The sequence below is a fragment of the Selenomonas sp. oral taxon 920 genome, from assembly GCF_001717585.1.
In the GTDB taxonomy this organism is placed as follows: domain Bacteria; phylum Bacillota; class Negativicutes; order Selenomonadales; family Selenomonadaceae; genus Centipeda.
In genome coordinates this window covers 2,222,563-2,243,882 of record NZ_CP017042.1, presented here as the reverse complement: position 1 = coordinate 2,243,882, position 21,320 = coordinate 2,222,563, and the positions used below count along the sequence as shown (strand labels likewise).

Sequence of the window (21,320 nt, the reverse complement as noted above, 5' to 3'; positions counted from 1 at the left end):
CAGCGAAATATGAAAATGAATCCGGAAGAGATTACTTCCATTATCAAGGAACGAATCAAGAACTATGATGTCGATCTGAATGTGAACGATGTCGGTACGGTTCTTGAGGTCGGCGACGGTATTGCCCATATCTACGGGCTCGACAAGGCGATGGCAGGCGAGCTGCTGGACTTCGGCAACGAGGTCTACGGGCTCGTGCTGAACCTCGAGCAGGAGAGCGTCGGCGCGGTTCTGCTCGGCGGCGATACGGTCATCAAGGAAGGCGACACGGTCAAGCGCACGGGCCGCATCATGCAGGTGCCCGTGGGTGAGGCGATGATCGGCCGCGTTGTGGACGCGCTCGGTCGTCCGATCGACGGCAAGGGCCCCATCGACACGAAGGAGTTCCGTCCGGTCGAGTCGCCGGCACCCGGCATCGCGGACCGCAAGAGCGTTCATGAGCCGCTGCAGACGGGTCTGAAGGCAATCGACGCGCTTGTTCCGATTGGACGCGGACAGCGCGAGCTCATCATCGGCGACCGCGGCACGGGCAAGACGGCAATCGCTGTCGATACGATTCTGAACCAGAAGGGGCAGAACTGTATCTGCGTCTACGTCGCCATCGGTCAGAAGGCATCGACGGTCGCGCGCGTCGTCAAGACGCTCGAGGACGGCGGTGCGATGGAGTACACCATCGTCGTTGCCGCAACGGCTGCGGACAGCGCACCGCTGCAGTACCTCGCACCCTATGCGGGCGTTGCGATGGCGGAGTACTTCATGTACAAGGGCGGTCATGCGCTCTGCGTCTATGACGACCTCTCCAAGCACGCGGCTGCGTACCGCGCAATGTCGCTGCTGCTCCGCCGTCCGCCCGGACGCGAGGCATACCCCGGCGACGTGTTCTACTTACACTCCCGCCTCCTCGAGCGCGCGGCGAAGCTCTCCGACGCACTCGGTGCAGGCTCCATCACGGCACTGCCGATCATCGAGACGCTCGCGGGCGATCTCTCGGCGTACATTCCGACAAACGTTATCTCGATCACCGACGGTCAGATCATGCTGGACACCGACTCGTTCTACTCGGGTATCCGCCCGGCGATCAGCGTCGGTCTCTCGGTCTCCCGTGTCGGCGGCTCCGCACAGATCAAGGCGATGAAGCAGGTCGCAGGCACGATGCGTCTCGATCTGGCGCAGTACCGCGAGCTCGCGGCATTCGCGCAGTTTGGCTCGGATCTCGACAAGGCGACGAAGGCGCAGCTCGACCGCGGCGCACGCATGGTCGAGACGCTGAAGCAGGCGCAGTACAGCCCGCTCTCCGTTGCCGAGCAGGTGCTTGTCATCTTCACGGCGGTGCGCGGACACCTCACGGACATCCCCGTGAACAAGGTCGTCACGTTCCACACGGACTTCCTCAAGTTTATGCGTTCCTCGCATCCCGAGATCGCGTCGGCGATCACGTCGCAGCAGAAGCTCGACGATGCGCTTGAGGCGGACATCACGAAGGCGATTGCGGAGTTCAAGGACACCATCTCCTACAAAGAAGCGTAAAGGAGAGGTGACTGTATATGGCAAATTTACAGGACATCCGTCGGCGCATCCGCAGCGTCAAGAGCATCCAGCAGATCACAAACGCCATGGACATGGTCGCGACCTCGCGTCTGCGCCGTGCAAAGGAAGCCGCGAACAACAACCGTCCCTACGCCGAAAAGACCGCTGCGGTCATTCGGAGCGTGGCGGCGGCGGCAAGCGGTGTCTCGCATCCGCTGCTCGAAAAGCACAGTGAGGGCAAGCGTCTGATCCTCGTGATGGCGGCGGACAAAGGTCTCGCGGGTGCGTATTCCAGCAATGCTCTCAAGACGGCGATGACGCTCGTCGAGGACAAGGCGAACACGCAGATTGTCGCAGTCGGACGCAAGTCACGCGATTTCTTCAAGAACCGCGGCTTTGATATCGTGCACCAGCATGTCGGCATCAGTGAGCGCCCGAAGGCGCGCAATGCGCAGAAGCTGGCACGGGTTCTCATCAGCGCGTTTGAAGAGGGCGGCGTGAAAGAAGTCTACATGGTCTACACACGCTTTGTGTCGGCGATCACCTGCGTGCCTGAGATCGTAAAGCTCCTCCCCTTTGAGGCAGAGAGCGAAAACGCGGCGCACGCGCAGGCACAGTACATCTATGAACCGAATGCCGAGGAGGTGCTCGGGGCACTGCTGCCGCAGTACCTGTTCACCACCATCTATGCGGCGCTCCTCCAGTCGGCGGCGAGCGAACTGAGTTCACGCATGAACGCAATGAGCAACGCGACCGACAACGCAGGCGAACTCATCGGGAAGCTCGACCTCTTCTACAACAAGGTACGTCAGGCGGGCATCACGAACGAGATCAACGAGATTGTCGGCGGCGCCGAGGCACTCAAGTGACATCCATGCACAATGGGTACATGGAGGTAAGGAGGTTTTCCATTGGCAAAAGGTAAAGTCGTACAGGTCATTGGACCTGTCGTAGATATTGAGTTTCCGGCGGGCGAACTGCCGGAGATTCTGAACGCCATCAAGGTCACGGGCAAGGCGGCCGACCAGGAGATCAATCTCACGGTCGAGGTCATGCAGCATCTCGGCGACAGCGTCACGCGCTGCATCGCCATGAGCTCCACCGACGGCCTGATGCGCGGCATGGAGGCCGACGATACGGGCGCACCAATCAAGGTGCCCGTCGGCGAGGCAACCCTCGGACGCGTCTTCAACGTCCTCGGCGAGCCGGTTGACCACAACCCCGAGCCCGTCGGCAACAAGGAGAGCTGGCCGATCCACCGTCCCGCACCGAAGTTCGACGATCAGGAGACATCGACCCAGATCCTCGAGACGGGCATCAAGGTCGTCGATCTGATCGCTCCGTACTCGCGCGGCGGAAAAATCGGTCTCTTCGGCGGCGCAGGCGTCGGCAAGACCGTTCTCATCATGGAGCTCATCCACAACATCGCGACCGAGCACGGCGGCTACTCCGTCTTTGCGGGTGTCGGCGAGCGTACGCGTGAGGGCAATGACCTCTGGTCGGAGATGACCGAGTCGGGCGTTATCGACAAGACCGCGCTCGTCTACGGTCAGATGAACGAGCCGCCCGGAGCGCGTATGCGCGTGGCACTGACGGGTCTGACGATGGCGGAGTACTTCCGCGACGTGCAGGGGCAGGACGTGCTGCTCTTCGTTGACAACATCTTCCGCTTCATCCAGGCAGGTTCCGAGGTCTCGGCTCTGCTCGGACGTATGCCGTCCGCCGTTGGCTACCAGCCGACGCTGACGACCGACGTCGGCGCACTGCAGGAGCGTATCACCACGACGAAGAAGGGCTCGATCACGTCCGTGCAGGCGGTCTATGTCCCTGCGGACGACCTGACCGACCCCGCACCGGCTGCGACGTTCACCCATCTGGATGCAACCACGGTTCTCTCGCGTCAGATCGCCGAGCTCGGCATCTACCCCGCCGTCGATCCGCTCGACTCCACCTCGCGTATCCTCGACCCGCATGTCATCGGGCAGGAGCACTACGAGGTTGCGCGCGGTGTACAGGCGGTGCTCCAGAAGTACAAGGAGCTGCAGGACATCATCGCCATCCTCGGCATGGAGGAACTCTCCGACGAGGATAAGCTGACCGTCTCGCGTGCGCGCAAGATCCAGCGCTTCCTCTCGCAGCCGTTCGCGGTTGCAGAGGTCTTTACGGGATCGCCCGGCAAGTACGTTGCACTGAAGGACACGATCCGCGGCTTCCGCGAGATCCTCGACGGCAAGTACGACGAACTTCCCGAGGCTGCCTTCTACATGGTCGGCGGCATCGAAGAGGCGATCGAAAAGGCGAAGAAGCTCAAAGAGGAGGAGTAACGGATGGCGACCATCAAGCTGGAGATTGTATCTCCCGACCGCATGGTCTACGCCGCCGATATCGACATGCTCATCGCCCGCTCCACGGGCGGCGAGATCGGCATCCTGCCGAAGCACATCCCCCTCGTCACGGGACTTCAGCCGCATGCCATGAAGATTCATGTCGACGCCAAGGAACAGCTCATTGCTGTGGCGGGCGGCTTCATGGAGGTCACACCCGAGAAGATCACCGTTCTCGCAACCGCTGCGGAGGAGCCGATCGACATCGACATCAACCGCGCACAGCGTGCCTACGAGCGCGCACAGGAACGCCTGCGTCTCCTGCGCGAGAGCCCTGAGACCGAGGGAAGCATCATCGACGAACAGCGTGCCTCCCTTGCTCTTAAGCGCGCCGCAGCGCGTCTGCAGACCGCAAAGGCACAGACGCCCGGAGCGTAAGACTTGGAATGGAAACGCCCCAACCGCATTGGTTGGGGCGTTTTTGTGCGTTGCTGTCGAATGATTGCAATTTCATCCATGTTCTGATGCTCAAAAACTATGAGCTTGCTCCTTGCTGCAGGGGATCTTCGCCGTATTGATTTTTTCCCGCAGTACCTTTCTTTACCGCACAGTAGAACCAAAAACCGGACTGTACATACGACAAAATCCGAAGGACATGCTCATCATCAATCGGGAGAGATATGATACCAACAATTAAAATGAGGCGTGCCGCACCCGGGCCATGCCCCATGTCTTCCAAACGGCGGGCAGCGATACAATAATTCGCGATCTGGAAAACAAATGCGGTTACCATTGACAGAACTTCAAATGGCTTCGTGTCATCGAGCACGGCAAAAAGCAAGAAAAAGCAAGGGAACGCCAGACCCGCTAACGCAAATGATCTCTTGATAAATCTCTTTCGATTCAAACGCCCATGAAGCTTGAAAAAATTCTCTATAATGCCCTCGTCCGGTTTGCGCGGAGTGCCGCTCATTTGTGTGTGCACCTCAGGTGTGGCAATCGCTGAGCCGCACGCCCGACAATACTTTGCGCCGTCCTCAACAGGATTTCCGCAATCTTTGCAGAACATTTTCCATCGACTCCTTCATGCCTCAATTGTATATCTATTAGGAATCACCGATAAACTGTTATTCCGTACAAATTCGGTCAGCTTCGCACACTCGTCCTCGGTGAAGCCTCTGTACTTCGTGCAGACGATGCGGAAGCAGGAACTCCGCCGTGTCAAAGCCGTGTTCCTGCGCGCGCTCCATGTGTACGAGAATGCTCTCACCTTTTGCGGCAGAGCAGTGAATATCCGAAAACGTCGTGACAATGCCGTCAATGGTGCTGTAGTAGTGTTTCATAATGACGCCTTCTTATAGAAAGTATACGTCAGACCGTGTTTTCGGTCAATAGACTCCATGAGACAGAAGTATTATAGACGGAGCACACCGAATATGCTATGATGAACCCCATACCGCCCACAGAAAGGAGGCACCTATGAATCTTGCCAACTACCGCACGTCCATCATCCTTGCCGTGACCTTTACCCTCCTGCTCTCGACGTTCTGGTTCTATCAGGACTTTGCATTCATCATCTTTCTCTCGCTGCTCCTGCAGCTCCTTCTAAAACCCGTCGTGGACTTCATGGAGGCGCGGCGGATGCCGCGCTCGGTTGCATCGGCAATCGCCATCATCGCCTTCATCCTCGTGCTGCTCGCATTGGTGAGCATCATCTCGCGCTCCGTCCTTCCGTCCTTTCAGCGATTCGTTGCGGAGCTGCCGACCATCGGTCAAAGTCTGCAGCAGCTTCCCTTTCTTTCGGATACCGACTTCATCCAAGATGAGTTTGTGAACATCCTCGACCGTCTGCGCAGCGTCGGTGCGGACCTGCTGCGCGCCTCACTCTCCTTTATCCTCATCGCATTCGGGAAGGTCATCGACTTTGTCATCATTATTTTCGTATCGTTCTACCTCCTGAAGGATGGCCTCACAATCAAACTCTGGCTCGCGGATCTTTTTCCGCACACGGCGCGGCGGCGCGTCCTCCGTCTCTTTGATGCACTGCTCATCGCACTGCGCGCCTACATCTGCAGTCAGATCGTCATGTGCGTCATCACGGGGCTTGTCGTCTTTACCTATTTCAAATTGATGGGGCTGCCATATGCCTCGGTCTTTGCCCTGCTCTCCGGCATCAGCGAGTTTATCCCCGTGCTTGGCCCCACCGTCGCCTCGACCCTTGGCACACTTATGACCGCCGCAGCGATGCGGGAGCTCACGGTGCAGACGGCGCTCTTCTACGTCGCACTCACGCAGGTGAATCACAACGTCGTCTACCCTGCACTCGTCGGCAAGAGCCTCCACCTCCACCCCGTCGCCGTCATTCTCGGCGTCGTCTTCGGCGGTGAGCTGCTCGGTGCGGCGGGGATGTTTCTCGCCGTTCCATTCATCGTCATCATCAAGATCGTCATCATGGACATCTATCGCGACCGCAGGGAGATGCAGAGTGCGGAGGAGGAGTGACCCGCTGCGGGAAAGCCGCCGGCTTTGCAATAACAATTCATACAGAAAGAAGCAGATGCAATGAAAAAGAAATTCTCTGAGATTCCGAAGATCGTGTGGTTTCAACTGTTCCTGCTGGCACTCGGCTACGCCTTTTATTCGGCGAACCGTCTGTCGTTCGGTGTCGGGCTCAAGGCGGTTGCGGCGAGCATTTCGCTGACCGCTGTTCAGCTCGGTACGATCAGCACGATCTTTACGCTTGGGCAGGCACTCATTGACATTCCCGCAGGCTATCTGGCAGACCGCTTCGGACGCAAGCGGCTGCTTGTCATGAGCATGGTCGGCCTCGGCTGCATGACGGCGCTCGTGACGACCTCATCGAACTTCATCAGCGCGGCGTTTTGGCGCTTTATGTTCGGTGTCACAGAGGGCTGCTGGAACATTGTCATGTACTCGGTGGCCGGCTCGATCTTCCCCGCAGCGCGTGCGATGCTCAACGGCCTTATGATGACGTTTTACTCGATCGGCGCATATGTCGGCCCTGCCTACTACGGGTGGAGCCTTGAGACTACGGGCGAGTGGAGCATCGGGCTTCAGAACATGGGGGCTGTGACGGTTGTTTTCGGCCTCCTGCTCATCGTGGGGTTCAAGGCAAAGTACACGGACACGTCCAAGGATGTCAAGCAGCTTCATCTGGTCGAGGCGGTGCGCACCGTCGGCTTCAATAAAGTTGTCTGGCTTGCGGTGTTGATTCAGATTTTGAACATCATCCCGTATTGGGGATTTGCGTCGATGGGGCCGTATCTCTTCATGACGTACAAGGGGTTCAGTGCGACGGAGGCGGGGCAGTTCTTCGGCGCGATCTACGGCATCGGGGGACTCAGCGGTGTTCTCCTGGGTTTCTTCGCCGATCGCTTCGGACGGAGGCCAACGGTGCTCTTCCTCGCTGCGCTCAATGCACTCTGTGCGCTGCTCATCTTCCACGTCATGCCGCAAAACTCGCCGCTCCTCTACGTCGTCGGCGCAGTCATGGGCATCGGACTCCATGCGATCTACGTGCTCGGCTATACAATTGCACAGGACGGCGTGAGCCGGCAGCAAATCGGTCTCGCAACGGGCATTGTCGGCGCATCAAGCTACTTCCTCTCGTTCTTCTCGGGCCCCTTGATGGGCTTCCTGACGAGTACACTCGGCCATGCGGCGGCACTCGATATCATCGTCGTCGCCTTCGAAGCCGTGCTTGTCGTCGTTGCGTTCTTTATGAAGGAGACGCAGCACAGGGCAGAATCGAAATGACAGCGGCTGCATCCAAGTAAAAATGGGGTTGTTGTACGAACATCAACGTACAACAACCCCATTTTCGTTTCCGTTAGTTCTCCGAGAGCAGTGCCTCGGTCAGTGCGTCCATGATCTCCTCCTCCCAGATATAGTTGCCGCTGAACTGTCCCGCGCTGCGCGGATCATCGTCCTCGGCAACAGCCTCGCCGTTCATGATGTAGACGAAGCCGTCCTTTGTCCCCGGGCGGAAGAATACGCCGGAGAGGAGGCCGAACGCCTCGCCGTTATGGCCGACGAGATCGATCTCGTGTGTGCGGTTGACGCGCGATGTGCTGCCGCCCGCGATCTGTACCTCGCCAAGACCATAGGAGAGCAGCGTGCCGCCTGCCGTACTCCCGTTTTTCAGCGTCGGATCGTACTGCCACTGGGGGCGCAGCATCTCGGCGATGGAGGCGGGGGACAGGATCTGCTGCCCGCGGTAGCTGCCGCCGTTCATCAGCATCTCGAGGCAGTGCGTCAGTTCCTCGTAGGAGATGCGCAGACCGCCCTGCGGGGAGAGCATTGTCGCGTTCGTGCCGGGAACATAGCCTCGGAGGGAAAACCAGCCTTGAATGTCCTCGGCGTACGGGTTTTGCAGGTAGATGGACTCCTTCTTCGGCTGCTTGCCGCCGTAGTCGTCCGCCTTTCCGTACCAAGGACCGTGCTCGTCCCAGCTGCCGTTCTCGTCTTTCTTTTGATAGATCGTGCCGAGCTTCGCAAAGTCCTTTTTGGCGAGGTTTCCGGGCACGTAGTCCGCCTTCGTGTTCAGCTGCTTCAGGATATGTTCCTTCTGGTAGAGATCAAAGCGCTCGCCTGTGACCTTCTCGATGATTGTGCCAAGGAGACCATAGTTGATGTTCGCGTAGCAGAAGTAGCTGCCGGGTGCTTCCTCCGCAGGAGCGAAGTGATCGCCGTTTTCGTAGTAGCGTCCCTCGGGTGTGAAAAACTCGCGCACGCTGACCGAGGGCGGGATGCTGTAGACCTTGCCGTCGCGCAGCGAGGATGTGTGGCTTGCAAGCATCCGCACTGTAATCGGTGTGTTGGGGTGTGCGGGATTGCGCAGGGGAAAGCCCAGGTAATCGCTCACATCCGCATCGAGGCTGAGTTTGCCCGCCTCGACGAGCTGCATCAGTGTGAAGATGGTGAACTGTTTCGATACGGAGGCGATGCGGAAGCGCGTGTCGCGTGTAATTGGCTCCGCCGCTGCGGGATTCTGTGTGAGGAAGCGGCGGCTGCCCGCAAAGTGACTGTAGACTTCCTGCCCATTTCGATAGAGCACAACGCCGAGTCCCGGAACCTTCGTCCCCGTGTCGCCGAGCATCGCATCCAGACGCTTCGTCAGCTGTGCCTCTGCTGCGGGGGAGAGGGCGGCGCTGCCCACGGTCATGGGGGATGCCTGCATCTTATGTGACGCGGGCAGCGGCACGGGTGCGTCGGGGGCATTGTTCGAGGCGGCAAAGGCTGCGGGCGCACTCAAGAGTATCGTCGCTCCGATGATGAGGGGCAGACGGCGCAGAGAAACTGCTCTTTTTCGCATAGAGAGCTCCTTTCGTACAAACGGAATCAATACGGCAAATCTCTTTTGTCAAAGAATTGTAGTATTTATTATAGGACAAAAGCGATTGACTCGGCAATGGACTTCCTTCCTAAAATATGTTGATTTCGTAAAGAATTCTGTATACCGAAGGAGGAGCATACAAAAACCGCCGCGCATTTGCACGGCGGTTTTTGTATGTATAGGAAGAAATGGATTATGCGAGCATGGAGCGGAGGAACCAGATCTGCTTTGCGTAGTTCGTGATGTGATCCTCCATGAGGTTCGCGACACCGAAGCAGTCATGCGCATCGGCAGCCTTGCGGATCTCGAGTGCCTGATTCTGGAGGAGTTCGAGGTCGGCGAGTACGATCTCAAGCACCTTCTTCTGGTCAATCTTCTCGTCCGGGAGCTCCTTGATCGTTGCGATTTCAAGGTAGCCCTTGAGGCTTGCGACCGGCTGTGCATCTGCCATCTTGAGGAGCTCTGCCGTCTCGTCAAGTACATCCGCGAAGGAATCATAGAGAGACTCGAGATACTCGTGTACCGCCTTGAACTGCGAGCCAACCACGTTCCAGTGGAGGTTGTGCAGCTTGATGTAGCCGACGCCGATGTTGGCGATGTAGCCGTTGATTGCATTTGTGAGTTCAGACATATTCGTGTGTTTCATAGTAGTGAATCCCCTTTCGTTTTGTTGTTCCGCAGATGTCGTGGCATCTGTTTTATATCTCATTACGTGTGCAATTATAGCGCAGATATCGCTACTTGTCAATAGTAATTATTAAATAATGCAAGAGCTGAATCTCAATAAAAGTTTTCCTTGACAAATCCGATGTTTTGTATATAATTCATAGCTATAAACTATGTGTTTTCGAAAATGGAAAAGGGGACTTACCATGAGCGAGAAAAAATACCATTTTGAAACCCTGCAGGTGCGCGTTGGACAGGAGCAGGCGGATCCTGTGACGGATGCGCGTGCGGTGCCGATCTACCAGACGACATCGTACGTGTTCCACAATGCACAGCATGCCGCCGATCGTTTCGCACTCAAAGACCCTGGCAATATCTACGGGCGGCTCATGAATCCGACGCAGGACGTGTTCGAGAAGCGCATCGCAGCACTCGAGGGGGGCGCGGCGGCACTCGCGTTTTCCTCTGGAGCGGCAGCGATCACGGCGACGTTCCAGGCTCTGGCTCATGTGGGTGACCACATCGTCGCGCAGCAGACCATCTACGGCGGCTCGTACAACCTGCTCGCTCACACGGTGAAGGAGTGGGGCATCGACGTGACCTTCGTCGATCCGAAGGCGGGGGCACAGGGCTTTGCAGATGCGATTCGCCCGAATACGAAGTGCGTCTTTATCGAGACCGTCGGCAACCCGAACGCCGACCTTATTGACATCGAGGCAGTCGCACAGGCGGCACACGCGCATGGCGTGCCCGTCGTCATTGACAATACCTTTGCCACACCGTACCTCCTGCGCCCCATCGAGCACGGTGCAGACATCGTTGTGCACTCGGCGACGAAGTTCCTCGGCGGACACGGAGCGAGTCTCGGCGGCGTGATCGTCGACGGCGGAAAATTCGACTGGAAAGCGTCGGGGCGCTTCCCGCACCTCACCGACCCGAATCCAAGCTATCACGGTGTGAGCTTTGTCGATGCGCTCGGCTCCGTCGCATTTGTTGTCTATATTCGTGCACTCATCCTGCGCGACACGGGCGCGGCAATCGCACCGCAGAGCGCGTTCTACTTCATTCACGGGCTTGAGACACTGTCGCTGCGCGTCGAGCGTCACGTCGAGAACGCGCTGAAGATCGTGAATTTCCTCGCAAAGCACCCGAAGGTCGCGAAGGTCAACCATCCCTCCCTGCCCAACCATCCCGATCACGAAATCTACAAGCGGTACTTCCCACACGGCGGCATCTCCATCTTTACCTTTGATATCAAGGGCGGACGCGAGGCGGCGTTCCGCTTCATCGATAAGCTGACACTGTTCTCGCTGCTCGCGAACGTCGCGGACGTGAAGTCGCTCGTCATCCATCCCGCGACGACCACGCATTCGCAGATGAACGCCGAGGAGCTTGCCGCCTCCGGCATTGGCGAGGGGACGGTGCGCCTCTCGATCGGCATCGAGCACGTCGATGATCTGATTGCTGATCTTGAGGAGGCGCTTGCGGCGGTGTGACGGATTGCCGTTTGCCCCGCGCCGCAGTATCCTGAAAAAATCCTTGCCAATGCGCCCCTCACTGTGCTATAATGCGTCATGTCGCGTGAGCGCATGGAGAGGTGTCCGAGTGGTCGAAGGTGCTTGACTCGAAATCAAGTGTGGTGATGAGCCACCGTGGGTTCGAATCCCACCCTCTCTGCCATTGAAAAATAAGGCTTCGTGGAGATTTTCACGAAGCCTTTTCTGTGTCCATTTTGGGGTGAAAAACATGATTTTGGGCACATTTTGGGCACACGAGATTTTGAACGTGGATTTTGGCATGCATGAAACGATGGTTACGACATAGAAAAACGAGGATGCCGTGCAGCATCCTCGCTTTCCTTTGTGCATCACTTTTGAGGTCTTTGCGGGAGGTCTGTGATCTCCTCCTCAGCGGACGAAATAGATAGCTTTGTCCCTTGTCCTGTGTCATTTTTGCAGAATATCCATGCCTACGGGGCTATCCATATCATGTTATTTGCATGGACAGGCCGGACAAGGGGACAATGCCCTAGCGGACAGTGCATCAATTTTTGAAGAAGCATACGAGAAAAGTGATGCAGACTTCTCCTTAGAGGAGCGCCAGATACTTCGGTTGATCGGCCTTGGCAATCTTCAGCGCATCCATTGCAGCTTCGGCGGTGATGCCTAGGCTTGAAATGAGGTTCTTGATGCTTTTTATACGTTCTGTTTCTGCACCGCGAATTTCACCACGAACCTCGCCGCGAACTTCGCCAATAGCAATACCGTCGTTGTAGATTTCTTCCATTACCTTGCACATAGCGGCAACCCCCTTTTCATCTTCTTTGAAAAAGCGTACGCGCTCGGCGAGCACGTCGCTGTACATATCGTTCGGATCACTGCAAAAGAAGTCGTGCATGAGACGCCCAAGCGGGCTTTCGCTCCGGCATTCCCCGTTGACGTAGAGAATATGCGTGCCGTCGTTAAATACCTCCTCGGTATCCTCGAATGTTCGCCGCACCTTGTAGAGCGGTTTTCCTCGCTTCCATATGTCATGCTCGGTGATAAAGATGACGTAGGTCTCCGGCAGGTCCGGGAAGAGCGTTCCCTTGCTGACCTCGCGAGAATCAATCATGCTGCTGTTGAATCTCGCACGACGGGGAATTGCACCCTCGTCGCTGCGCTGAATCTCGACATCGTAGATGTTCTCGCCATCAGTCGCGAGTGCATCGAATCGTACGGAACGACCGTAGAGATTTGGCACACTCTGCTGCGTGATGACCTCCATCACGTGCAGACGATCATTTTCCATGACGGCACGGAGTACGACCTCCATGCAGGGGATATTCCCATCAAAGCAGCTGTTAAAGAACGTGTCATCCATCAACCGAAGCTGTTTGATCTTTTCAAGGTATCGACTTTTCTTTTGTTCGAGCTCGATGATAATCACCTCAAATCAAATGATCTACCTATATTTTATAGGGATTTTTTCTTTTTTGCAAGATTGTCATTTCTCTTGCGTGCCAAAAACGTAATCGCCGATTTTCCCGGCAGCTTCCTCCTTTGTCTTTTGCATAACGTGGGTGTAAAGATCGGCTGTAATGGCAATCGAGCTGTGTCCAAGGATTTCGGAAGCTGTTTTCATGGCAACGCCGGATTGCAGCATTAACGAAGCGCATGAATGGCGTAAATCGTGAAAACGGATGGTACGCATATTGTGGCGTGCCAAGAAATCCTTGAATGCTTTTGTGAAATTGCCGGGGCGGATCGGCGATCCATTCCCACGGCATAGAACAAGATCATGTTCGTCGTATGCATTGCCGAGCCATTCCTTATGTTGGTCTAGCTCCTCCTTTCGCCGCTTCAATATGGCGAAAACCTCAGCGGGGGCGTGAATGGTGCGAATGCTTTCAGTACTCTTAGGCGTGGAGAAATGTATTTTGTGATGAATCTCTATCACCTGCTCATCAATGGTAATGGATTGGCTGTCGAAGTCAATTTTCGACCATTTGAGACCAAGGCATTCACTGCGCCGCAGACCTCATATTGCAGCGAGTGCGATTGCCGCTTGCCAAAAACTGTTTTCAGCAACTGCTGCCTCCAACAAAGAACGAATCTCCTCCGCGCTGTATGCGGATGCCTTGAACTTTTTTGCCTTTGGGATATTTGTTACACTGAGCAATGGATTCTTGACCAGCAAGCCTTTCTGTACGGCATGTCCAAGAGCTCCGTTCAAAACACGGTGGATGTAGAGTACGGATTTTGCTGAGAGACCGCCTTTGCCGTCTGCGCGTCCCTGCTGCAACAATGTTGCATAAAATTCGTCAATCTGCATCGGGGTGATCGCCTTGATGTCACAGGCACCAGCCCAAGGAATGAGGCGTTTCTTCACGATTGCTTCATATTGGGCATATGCTTGCATGGAAACAGAAGATCGATGATTTCTTTGCGGTAAAGCTAGCATTGCGTAATAATGTTATGATGCGTAGTCCGCTGGTCTTTGATTTAATTGGTGCGGACAGCAATCTGGACATTGCGATTGACAGCAACATTCTGCAAAGACTTGTCGATAAGCACCATTTTACACAGAAGGATTTACTCCAACTGCCGAAAAAATAGCCGATCCCCTTTTTGTGTTACGGGCAATCGACAGCAGAACGGGCATTGAGAATCCGCAGAAGAGAATTGTTATTGTCGATATGGAGACCAATGGTGCAACAGTCATGATTCCGTTCGTCCTCAATACGAGCAAAAGAGCTCAATAAGATTGCAAGTGCCTATGGTCGTGAAAAAAACTTTGGATTGCCAAATGATCTATGGTACATTAACCAACTAAATCAGAAGAATCTTCTTCATATCAATAAAAATAGGACTGCACGCTGGGTCGCGGCCCGAACGGGCGCGGCCGGGAGTCATAATGCTCCACTAACGAAACAGTCCTTTAGCAAACTCAGTATACCAGACGAGATGGATTTAAGCAAGAAAAAGGAGAATCCAGGGTTCTATCAATCTGTGGTTGATGTTCCTTAATGCACATAAAAAAAGAGCCTTGGACTGGGTGAAAGCTATCCAACGGCACAAAGTGCCGGGACGATTCACCCTGCAAGACTCATTTTTTAACAGTATACCAACGAATACAGACCTTGTAAAGGCGCGTGCGTACAATGAAGGGGTCTATCAATCCGCATGGCACGGTACGCCGCATGACTTCGACGGCTTTGACCTCGGTGCAATCGGCACGGGCGAGGGCGCACAGGTGCACGGATGGGGGCTGTATTTTGCGCAGAATCGGGGGGGTCTGAGGAGTATAAGAGATGGTTGATTGAACCACAGTCAATAGTATAGATCCAATTTTGGGCACACGAGATTTTGAAAGTGGATTTTATGGTGCTCGAAATGAGGGGAGCAGACAAATAACACGAGGATGCCGTGCAGCATCCTTGTGTTATTTGTGCATTGCTTTTTGAAGAAGCATACATTGAAAGGGACGTGTTTTTATCTTTTACGTTCCCGATGCTTTTCGAAATAAGACTTTTGATATTTGCTGTACTGACGGACGGCGAATACAACGCCAACCGAGCCGATTAGAACAAAAACGAGTAGCGGCGGCGACGAAAGAACGGCCATCAGTATGTCCAACACGTTCGTGACAAGAGAAAACACAACGCAGAAGAGAAGAAGCAGTGCCATGGAGATCCAACGAAAGAAGGAGTTCAATGCGTCGAACATGGTACGCACCTCCACAACCAATCATTTGTGTCTTTCGGGCTTGCCTATTATTGGACAGGGCGGCAACGGGGGCTAATATACAATAAGTTTAGTGTTTCTTGCGGAACTCTGCCATAAACGCCGCGAGTTTTTCCACGCCTGCGAGGGGCATGGCGTTGTAGATGGAGGCGCGCATGCCGCCGACGCTGCGGTGTCCCTTGACACCCGCAAGACCCTGCTCTTTGGCAGCGGCGACGAAATCCTTTTCGAGGGATTCGCTCGGCAGGCGGAAGGTGACGTTCATGCGCGAGCGGCTGCCCTTCTCTGCGTGCCCGCGATAGAATCCGTCGGAGCTGTCGATGGCGTCGTAGAGGAGGGCGGCTTTCTTCGCGTTCGCCTCGCCCATGGCGGCAAGACCGCCGTGCTCCTTGATCCAGCGGACGGTTTTGCCGACCATGTAGATGGCGAAGACGGGCGGGGTGTTGTAGAGGGAGTCGTTCTTTTGGAAGGTGCTGTAGCGCAGCATGGTCGGGAGTTCTGCGGGGGTGTTTTCGAGCAGCGTTTTCTTTGCGACGTTCAGGACGACGCCCGCAGGACCGAGATTTTTCTGTACGCCCGCATAGATGAAGTCATAGGAGGAAAAGTCCCACGGGCGCGAGAGGATGTCGGAGGACATATCGGCAAAGAGCGGGGTGCCGTTCGTCTCGGGGGTGTAGTGGTACTCGGTGCCGTAGATGGTGTTGTTGAGGCAGAGGTGGAGATAGGCGGCGTCGGGGGCGATGCGGATTTCGTCTTGACGCGGGACGCGCACGTAGTTCGCCTCCTTCGTCGAGGCGGCGACGGTGCCGACACCGAGCCTTACTGCCTCCTCGTATGACTTTTCGGAGAAACTGCCCGAGAGCAGGTAGCTGCCGGGGCGTGCCTCGGTGGCAAAGTTCAGCGGGATGAGAGCGAAGGTCTGGCTTGCGCCGCCGGCAGTAAAGACGACATCGTAGTCGTCGCCGAGCCCCATGAGCTCCTTGATGTCCGCCTTTGCCTGCTGATGTACCTCGTCGTAGGCGGGCGCTCGGTGGCTGATCTCGAGGATGGACATGCCTGTGCCGTTAAAGTTCAGGAGCTCCGCCTGTACCTCTCTCAGAACATCTTCGGGCAGGACGGCGGGGCCGGGGTTGAAGTTGTAGATGCGGTCATTCATGGTATTTCTCCCTCTGTGTCTTTTCTTATTCTTCGGGGGGTGCTTCCGTTCGCGTCATGCGGATCTGGGCGACGCGTGCGCGATCCATGCGCAGCACCTCGAAGGTGTACGCGCCCCATGTGCAGGTCTCGCCGACCTTTGGGATACGGCCGATCTGCGCAGTGACAAAGCCGCCGAGGGTGTGGAAGTGGTCGTGATCCTCGTCGGGCAGTTCGTCAATGCCGAACTCCTCCTTGAACTCGTCGATGGGGAAGAGCCCGTCAAAGACCCAGTTCGCCGTCTCCTCCGCGCCGGTACGCGTACCGGTGGGCGCGTCATCGTCCGCGCTGCCGATGATCTCCTCCATGATGTCGCCCATGGTGATGAAGCCGACGACACCGCCGTACTCGTCGAGGACGACGGCCTCGTGAATCGCGCCCGTGCGGAATTTCTCGAGGACGCGAAGCCCCTCCATTGTACGCGGAACGAAGAGGGGACTCCGTATGTAGTCTGCGAGGTTGAGCTCTGCGCCGTCCAAGACTGCATCGAGGAGCTCTTTTGCGTAGACGACCCCGCGAAAATCGTCGAGGTTCTCGTACGCGACGGGGAACACCTCGTGCTCTGCTGCACGGATGACGCGCAGCTGCTCGGTGCGTGTCTCGGCGAGGTCGATCCACGCGATCTGTGTGCGCGGGGTCATGAGAGCGGAGGCGGTCTGGTCGCTCATGTGAAAGATGCGGTCGACCATGTCCTGCTCTGCCTTTTCAAAGGTACCGTCCTCGGTGCCCTGCTCCATGAGATCCTTGACGGCATCCTCCGTGACAGAGGCGCGGTTCTCGGGATTGATGCCGACGAGGAGGAGCAGTCCGCGCGAGACGGAGACGAGTGCCGCGCTCGGCAGCGCCGTGAGGCGTGTGAGCAGACGGATCGAGCGGTGGCTGCGCATGAGGATGCCCTCGGGGTTCTGCAGGGCGATCTGCTTTGGCAGGAAGTCACCGAAGAGCAGGGTCAGCGCGGTCATGACGAGGATGCTGAGGACGAGTGCAGCGGCAAAGACCTCCATGCCGGGCAGGAGTTTTGCGAGAAATCTGCCGAAGGTGGGCGCGACCAAGAGCCCAATGCCAAGCCCCATGAGGAGGCTGGTGCAGGTAACACCCGCCTGCGCCATGGCAAGCGGCGGCACGGGATGTTCGAGGAGGGCGAGTGCCGACGCTGCGTCCCTGTCGCCGTCATCGGCGAGGCGTTCGAGCCGCCCGCGATGGGATGCGGTGAGTGCGGTTTCGACCTGCGCGAAGTAGGCGTTCGCCGAGAGGCAGACGATGAGCAGGATGAGTGCAAAAAGGTCGGATAGGGAACTGTCCAAGGATGTATGCAGCTCCTTTCAAAATATAGAGATTCCGTTTGTATTGTAGCACAGACACGGTAAAATGTCATTTCCCGTCCACAACAACATCGGTCAGCCCGAAGTACTCCATCGCGCCCTCCTTCGTGACGCTGTTGTCCCAGTCCTCGTAGTAGACGTGGCGCAGCGCACGGTTCGTGCGCTCGATACGCGGGAAGCGGACGACGGTCTCGCCGCGTGCACGTGTCTCCTCGATCTGTGCGATGCGCGCCGCGTCCGCTGCGTGCATCTCCTGCGTGATGAAGAGCGCCGCCGTGCCTGTGTAGGCAAAGAGGAGGCACGCGCCCGCGCACAGTACACTGCCCGCCCGCGGGAGAAGTGCGCTGCGGATGGGCTCATCGCTGAGCAGTGCGAGTGCCGCCGTGACGAACATCGCAGCCGAGCTGAAGGTCGCGCGTCCCGGAAAGGTCGGCGCGGCGAGCATGACGAGGTTGTTGCAGATGCCAAGAGCCATCAGGAACGCCGCATAGCGTGCGGCGGGATGGCGGCGCAGTACATCGCGTGCGGGCACGCATTCTGCCGCCGCTCGTACGGCAGCGGCGGTCAGGCCGAGCTTCTGTTTGATGCGTACGTAGAAGAGGAGAATCGCGAGCCAGTAGATCGCCATCTCCTCGAAGCCGTTCATGAGATTTGTAAAGAGATGGATCGTCTTTGGTTTCGTGAAACCCAGCGGTGTAAGCACACTGCCGATGATGGCATCGCGGATGCCGCCCGCGACCCACCCGCCCGTGAAATAGGAGAGGGTGAGCAGGCTGATGAGTGCGACGAGCGTTACGGTACCGATACTGATGCCGTCTGTGCTAAACCCCACCACATATTTTTTCCCGGCATAGAGGAGGAGCGAGCCGTGCCGCTCCGTCGGCTGCCCCGCCGACAGTTGCCGATAGAGCCGCCATGCCGTCAGGATGAGCAGAAGAACGGGCAGGAGGTAGAGCAGCATCTCGCCCTGCCCCGCGAACTGATTGCCGATGTGCACGAGGATGCCCTTGCCCGCCCCCTGCACATCGTAGCGCACATAGTTGCCGGGGGCGGCGACAAGCCCTGCAAGTCCAGTGAGTGCGCCGAGCGCGCCGGTGATCATCCATGCGGGGGAGGTGCCGTAACGTCGCCGCACATACAGAGATGCACCAAATGCCGTGACAACGACCGTCACGGCGAGATTTTCGATCGACCAGCCCGCGAGAATGCCGAGCAGGAACATCGGGAGAACGGCCCACATTCGCCGCACCCGCCGCCCCTCCGAGAGCGCCCGCAGAGCGAGATTGTACGGCAGGAGAAAGAGGAAGGCGGGCACTGCCGACCAGAGGTAGACCGTCGAGCCGCTCTTCCAGACAGCGACCTCGCCGAAGTGCGGCAGTGAGAGCCAGAGCAGAAGCGCTGCCGCCGCAAGGAGGCGCGGATGCTTCCAGAAATCGAGTGCACGCCGTGCATGCATCGTTGCCAAAACGACGAGCGCGAGGAACATCAGCGCGTTTGCGATGTCGAACGCCGTCTTACCGAGCCAGAGGAAGAGCTGCAGGCAGAAGACCGTGACCGTTCGCCCGCCGTGGAGCAGATAGTGCTGTACGCCGGAGACGCATACGTCGGAGAATGATGCGAGGTGTACACCCGTTTTCCAGACCATCGAATAGTCGTAGTCGTCGCGGTGGACGGGCATAAAGTGATTCAGTGCAAACAGAAATGCAAAGACGGCCCCCGCGACCAGTCCCGTGCGAAGCATATCCGTGCGCACTACTTCACCTCCCCGCGCCCTGCGGCGTAGTCAAATTTCTCCCCGTCCAGCTCGTCGATCAGATAGCACGGACGCTGCTTGCTCTCGGTAAAGACGCGCCCGAGGTACTCGCCGATGATGCCGAGCGAGAGCAGCTGCACGCCGCCGAGGAAGAGCAGCACCGTCATGAGCGTCGGATAGCCTGCGACGGGGTCGCCGTAGACGAGCGCATCCACGAGGACGACAATCATATAGCAGAGGGCGAGCGCCGAGACTGCGAGACCGAGTACCGTCGTCAGGCGCAGCGGTGCCGTTGTAAACGAGGTAATGCCCTCGATCGCCAGAGACAGCAGCGCGAGGTAGCTCCACGTCGTCTTGCCCGCCGCACGCGGATGTACGTGGAAAGGGATCTCCTTCTTCTTGAAGCCGACCCATGTGAAGAGGCCCTTCGTAAAGCGCTGATTCTCGCGCAGGAGACGCAGCGCTGCCACGCAGCGATGGTCGAGCAGACGAAAATCGCCCACGTCGCGCTGCAGTGTAAAGCGGCTGACCGCCTGCATCGAGCGGTAGAAGAGATTCGCCATCGTGCGCTTCAAGAGTGTTTCGTCTGCGCGATCCGTGCGTTTTCCGCAGACATCATCGAAGCCTGCACGCCAATGCATGACCATCTCAGGAATCAGCGAGGGCGGATGTTGAAGATCCGCATCCATCAGGATCACCGCGTCGCCGTCTGCGTAGTCGAGCCCTGCCATCATTGCAGGCTCCTTGCCGAAATTGCGTGTGAAACGGATATAGTGCACGTTCTCGTGTGCGTCGGCGAGCGTACGAATCGCCGCGAGCGTATGATCGCGGCTGCCGTCGTCGATAAAGAGATAGGAAAAGGCGCAGTCCGCAATGCCTGCCGTTGCTGTCTCCACCTCGCTGTAGAAACGCTCCACCACCTCTGCCTCGTTGTAGCAGGGAACGATAATCGTGATCTTGTCCATAGTTCTCCTCTAGCGTGAGAGGGCGCGGAAACTGACAGCTTCCGCGCCCGCCGCAGCAAGTGCTTCCCGTACGGCGGGGGCAGAGACCGCGGCAAGCTCCGCCTCGAAATCGTGATTCCAGCGGCAGTCGCGGACGAGCACAGCGTTGTCCGTGCCGGGATGGAGCATGACCTCTGTCGTGCCGCTCTTGAGGCTTGCTGCAACCTGCGTGAGAGCTTCTGTATCCACCGCCTCACCCGCGACGATGCCGGCGAAGTGATCGGGCACGCAGATGCCGCGCCGCCGTGCTTTCGCTGCTGCACGCCGTGCAAGTACGGCGAGTCCCATGCGTCCGACGAGCTGTCCGACGCCGCCGAAGCTGCCTGCAAAGATGGGGGCACGCGGTGCACGCATGGCGGGAATCTGCGCCGCTGCACAGAGGTCAAGTGCGACATCAATGATGCCCGGCAGGACGTGCATATGCTGATGGCTGTCCGCGTGCGTCGGGGAAATCCCGGCTGCCTCCACGCGCCGCAGCTGCGCCGCAAGCTCCGCGCGCACCTCATCGAGGCTCACCCTGCCGCGCAGGAGACGTACGGTCAGCGCCGTGTGATCGTCCACAAAGACACCCGCCTCCGTCACGAGTGACGGGATCTCCGCAGGCGGCAGGACGGGATTGCCGTTGACGAGCGTCAGATGGATGCCGACCCCGAGTGCAGGCGTGCGTGCAGCAAGTGCCGCCGCATCGTCAAAGGCGGCACCGCCCGGCATAATCGTCGCCGAGCGCAGGAGCCCACCGCACACGCCTCTCTCGACGGCACGGTTGATGAGTGTGTGCCGCCCGAAGTCGTCGGCGTTTACAATGATTTGTTTCAAATGCATTTCCTCGGTGTTTTTCGGATTGAGTGCTGCAATTCTATACATAATAATATCCTGCCGTAATATTTTCGACAAAAAACATGAAATTACCTTTTCTACATAGGCCTTTTGTAGTAAAATAATCTAGAAA

Annotated in this window: 21 protein-coding genes and 1 tRNA gene; 9 read left to right on the top strand and 13 right to left on the bottom strand. The window is 57.3% G+C overall.

What is annotated here, in order from left to right; translation table 11 throughout:
- The first annotated feature begins 9 nt into the window (after positions 1-9).
- From atpA to BCS37_RS10670, 4 genes are read left to right on the top strand one after another with little or no spacing between them, the layout of a single operon-like run.
- On the top strand, positions 10-1,527 hold the full coding sequence (gene atpA, locus BCS37_RS10685) for a F0F1 ATP synthase subunit alpha (RefSeq protein WP_009440527.1): 1,518 nt from the start codon (positions 10-12) through the stop codon (positions 1,525-1,527).
- 17 nt (positions 1,528-1,544) lie between these two features.
- Positions 1,545-2,396, top strand: coding sequence for an ATP synthase F1 subunit gamma (gene atpG, locus BCS37_RS10680; RefSeq protein WP_009440526.1), 852 nt, complete (start codon positions 1,545-1,547; stop codon positions 2,394-2,396).
- A 42-nt stretch (positions 2,397-2,438) separates the two neighbouring features.
- Entirely contained in the window at positions 2,439-3,851 is a 1,413-nt protein-coding gene (atpD, locus tag BCS37_RS10675; protein ID WP_009440525.1) for a F0F1 ATP synthase subunit beta, read from the top strand.
- A 3-nt stretch (positions 3,852-3,854) separates the two neighbouring features.
- Positions 3,855-4,289 carry a F0F1 ATP synthase subunit epsilon gene (locus BCS37_RS10670; RefSeq protein ID WP_009440524.1) on the top strand — a complete coding sequence of 145 codons (435 nt, stop codon included), beginning with the start codon at positions 3,855-3,857 and terminating at the stop codon, positions 4,287-4,289.
- A gap of 97 nt (positions 4,290-4,386) precedes the next feature.
- Here the strand turns inward: BCS37_RS10670 and BCS37_RS10665 are convergent, their stop codons facing one another.
- The gene (locus tag BCS37_RS10665) at positions 4,387-4,920 is read right to left on the bottom strand and encodes a DUF805 domain-containing protein (RefSeq protein WP_037346088.1); all 534 of its coding nucleotides are present in this window, start codon (positions 4,918-4,920) and stop codon (positions 4,387-4,389) included.
- 58 nt (positions 4,921-4,978) lie between these two features.
- Positions 4,979-5,194: a hypothetical protein gene (locus BCS37_RS10660; protein WP_237142710.1), complete on the bottom strand. Its 216-nt coding sequence runs from the start codon at positions 5,192-5,194 to the stop codon at positions 4,979-4,981.
- Between the two features lie 136 nt (positions 5,195-5,330).
- Between BCS37_RS10660 and BCS37_RS10655 the strand changes: the two genes are divergently transcribed.
- Both BCS37_RS10655 and BCS37_RS10650 read left to right on the top strand, forming a co-directional pair.
- The gene (locus tag BCS37_RS10655) at positions 5,331-6,353 is read left to right on the top strand and encodes an AI-2E family transporter (protein WP_069181407.1); all 1,023 of its coding nucleotides are present in this window, start codon (positions 5,331-5,333) and stop codon (positions 6,351-6,353) included.
- 60 nt (positions 6,354-6,413) lie between these two features.
- Complete coding sequence (locus tag BCS37_RS10650) at positions 6,414-7,628, top strand: MFS transporter (RefSeq protein WP_069181406.1); 1,215 nt, start codon at positions 6,414-6,416, stop codon at positions 7,626-7,628.
- Positions 7,629-7,701: 73 nt separating this feature from the next.
- On the opposite strand, the gene BCS37_RS10645 is transcribed toward BCS37_RS10650, so the two are convergent.
- Together BCS37_RS10645 and BCS37_RS10640 are read right to left on the bottom strand one after the other, a co-directional pair.
- Positions 7,702-9,186 (bottom strand): serine hydrolase domain-containing protein, encoded by a 1,485-nt coding sequence (locus BCS37_RS10645; protein WP_083205795.1) that lies wholly within the window; start codon positions 9,184-9,186, stop codon positions 7,702-7,704.
- 214 nt (positions 9,187-9,400) lie between these two features.
- Positions 9,401-9,853, bottom strand: a complete 453-nt coding sequence (locus tag BCS37_RS10640) for a Dps family protein (RefSeq protein ID WP_069181405.1) — start codon at positions 9,851-9,853, stop codon at positions 9,401-9,403.
- A gap of 226 nt (positions 9,854-10,079) precedes the next feature.
- Here BCS37_RS10640 and BCS37_RS10635 point away from each other — a divergent pair, with 226 nt between their 5' ends.
- Both BCS37_RS10635 and BCS37_RS10630 read left to right on the top strand, forming a co-directional pair.
- On the top strand, positions 10,080-11,369 hold the full coding sequence (locus BCS37_RS10635; RefSeq protein WP_069181404.1) for an O-acetylhomoserine aminocarboxypropyltransferase/cysteine synthase family protein: 1,290 nt from the start codon (positions 10,080-10,082) through the stop codon (positions 11,367-11,369).
- Between the two features lie 95 nt (positions 11,370-11,464).
- Positions 11,465-11,553: transfer RNA gene (locus BCS37_RS10630), tRNA-Ser, on the top strand.
- Between the two features lie 408 nt (positions 11,554-11,961).
- Here the strand turns inward: BCS37_RS10630 and BCS37_RS10625 are convergent.
- The 3 genes from BCS37_RS10625 to BCS37_RS10615 all read right to left on the bottom strand — a co-directional run bounded on the left by BCS37_RS10625 (position 11,962) and on the right by BCS37_RS10615 (position 13,815).
- The gene (locus tag BCS37_RS10625; RefSeq protein ID WP_237142709.1) at positions 11,962-12,687 is read right to left on the bottom strand and encodes an Rpn family recombination-promoting nuclease/putative transposase; all 726 of its coding nucleotides are present in this window, start codon (positions 12,685-12,687) and stop codon (positions 11,962-11,964) included.
- Between the two features lie 171 nt (positions 12,688-12,858).
- Complete coding sequence (locus tag BCS37_RS10620) at positions 12,859-13,350, bottom strand: site-specific integrase (protein WP_335678812.1); 492 nt, start codon at positions 13,348-13,350, stop codon at positions 12,859-12,861.
- A 42-nt stretch (positions 13,351-13,392) separates the two neighbouring features.
- Positions 13,393-13,815, bottom strand: a complete 423-nt coding sequence (locus BCS37_RS10615) for a hypothetical protein (RefSeq protein ID WP_107528591.1) — start codon at positions 13,813-13,815, stop codon at positions 13,393-13,395.
- Between the two features lie 594 nt (positions 13,816-14,409).
- On the opposite strand from BCS37_RS10615, the gene BCS37_RS10605 reads away from it, so the two are divergent.
- Positions 14,410-14,673, top strand: a complete 264-nt coding sequence (locus BCS37_RS10605; protein ID WP_159057719.1) for a hypothetical protein — start codon at positions 14,410-14,412, stop codon at positions 14,671-14,673.
- Positions 14,674-14,846: 173 nt separating this feature from the next.
- Here BCS37_RS10605 and BCS37_RS10600 read toward each other — a convergent pair whose 3' ends face one another.
- The 6 genes from BCS37_RS10600 to BCS37_RS10575 all read right to left on the bottom strand — a co-directional run bounded on the left by BCS37_RS10600 (position 14,847) and on the right by BCS37_RS10575 (position 21,187).
- Positions 14,847-15,080, bottom strand: coding sequence for a hypothetical protein (locus tag BCS37_RS10600; RefSeq protein WP_069181398.1), 234 nt, complete (start codon positions 15,078-15,080; stop codon positions 14,847-14,849).
- 88 nt (positions 15,081-15,168) lie between these two features.
- Positions 15,169-16,254, bottom strand: coding sequence for a 3-phosphoserine/phosphohydroxythreonine transaminase (serC, locus tag BCS37_RS10595; RefSeq protein ID WP_069181397.1), 1,086 nt, complete (start codon positions 16,252-16,254; stop codon positions 15,169-15,171).
- Positions 16,255-16,279: 25 nt separating this feature from the next.
- The gene (locus BCS37_RS10590; RefSeq protein WP_069181396.1) at positions 16,280-17,596 is read right to left on the bottom strand and encodes a hemolysin family protein; all 1,317 of its coding nucleotides are present in this window, start codon (positions 17,594-17,596) and stop codon (positions 16,280-16,282) included.
- Between the two features lie 67 nt (positions 17,597-17,663).
- On the bottom strand, positions 17,664-19,355 hold the full coding sequence (locus BCS37_RS10585) for a DUF3329 domain-containing protein (protein WP_069181599.1): 1,692 nt from the start codon (positions 19,353-19,355) through the stop codon (positions 17,664-17,666).
- Positions 19,356-19,366: 11 nt separating this feature from the next.
- Positions 19,367-20,332 carry a glycosyltransferase family 2 protein gene (locus BCS37_RS10580; RefSeq protein WP_069181395.1) on the bottom strand — a complete coding sequence of 322 codons (966 nt, stop codon included), beginning with the start codon at positions 20,330-20,332 and terminating at the stop codon, positions 19,367-19,369.
- A gap of 9 nt (positions 20,333-20,341) precedes the next feature.
- Complete coding sequence (locus BCS37_RS10575) at positions 20,342-21,187, bottom strand: ChbG/HpnK family deacetylase (protein ID WP_069181598.1); 846 nt, start codon at positions 21,185-21,187, stop codon at positions 20,342-20,344.
- Between the last annotated feature and the right edge of the window lie 133 nt (positions 21,188-21,320).

What these genes read in the sequence shown, in the direction of transcription:
- BCS37_RS10640 (WP_069181405.1), bottom strand. Translation starts at nt 9,853, where the DNA reads ATGAAACACACGAATATGTCTGAACTCACAAATGCAATCAACGGCTAC.
- BCS37_RS10670 (WP_009440524.1), top strand. Translation starts at nt 3,855, where the DNA reads ATGGCGACCATCAAGCTGGAGATTGTATCTCCCGACCGCATGGTCTAC.
- BCS37_RS10625 (WP_237142709.1), bottom strand. Translation starts at nt 12,687, where the DNA reads ATGGAGGTCGTACTCCGTGCCGTCATGGAAAATGATCGTCTGCACGTG.
- BCS37_RS10660 (WP_237142710.1), bottom strand. Translation starts at nt 5,194, where the DNA reads ATGAAACACTACTACAGCACCATTGACGGCATTGTCACGACGTTTTCG.
- BCS37_RS10600 (WP_069181398.1), bottom strand. Translation starts at nt 15,080, where the DNA reads ATGTTCGACGCATTGAACTCCTTCTTTCGTTGGATCTCCATGGCACTG.
- BCS37_RS10585 (WP_069181599.1), bottom strand. Translation starts at nt 19,355, where the DNA reads ATGCTTCGCACGGGACTGGTCGCGGGGGCCGTCTTTGCATTTCTGTTT.
- BCS37_RS10645 (WP_083205795.1), bottom strand. Translation starts at nt 9,186, where the DNA reads ATGCGAAAAAGAGCAGTTTCTCTGCGCCGTCTGCCCCTCATCATCGGA.
- serC (WP_069181397.1), bottom strand. Translation starts at nt 16,254, where the DNA reads ATGAATGACCGCATCTACAACTTCAACCCCGGCCCCGCCGTCCTGCCC.
- BCS37_RS10665 (WP_037346088.1), bottom strand. Translation starts at nt 4,920, where the DNA reads ATGTTCTGCAAAGATTGCGGAAATCCTGTTGAGGACGGCGCAAAGTAT.
- atpG (WP_009440526.1), top strand. Translation starts at nt 1,545, where the DNA reads ATGGCAAATTTACAGGACATCCGTCGGCGCATCCGCAGCGTCAAGAGC.
- BCS37_RS10650 (WP_069181406.1), top strand. Translation starts at nt 6,414, where the DNA reads ATGAAAAAGAAATTCTCTGAGATTCCGAAGATCGTGTGGTTTCAACTG.
- BCS37_RS10580 (WP_069181395.1), bottom strand. Translation starts at nt 20,332, where the DNA reads ATGGACAAGATCACGATTATCGTTCCCTGCTACAACGAGGCAGAGGTG.
- BCS37_RS10615 (WP_107528591.1), bottom strand. Translation starts at nt 13,815, where the DNA reads ATGCTAGCTTTACCGCAAAGAAATCATCGATCTTCTGTTTCCATGCAA.
- BCS37_RS10635 (WP_069181404.1), top strand. Translation starts at nt 10,080, where the DNA reads ATGAGCGAGAAAAAATACCATTTTGAAACCCTGCAGGTGCGCGTTGGA.
- BCS37_RS10655 (WP_069181407.1), top strand. Translation starts at nt 5,331, where the DNA reads ATGAATCTTGCCAACTACCGCACGTCCATCATCCTTGCCGTGACCTTT.
- atpA (WP_009440527.1), top strand. Translation starts at nt 10, where the DNA reads ATGAAAATGAATCCGGAAGAGATTACTTCCATTATCAAGGAACGAATC.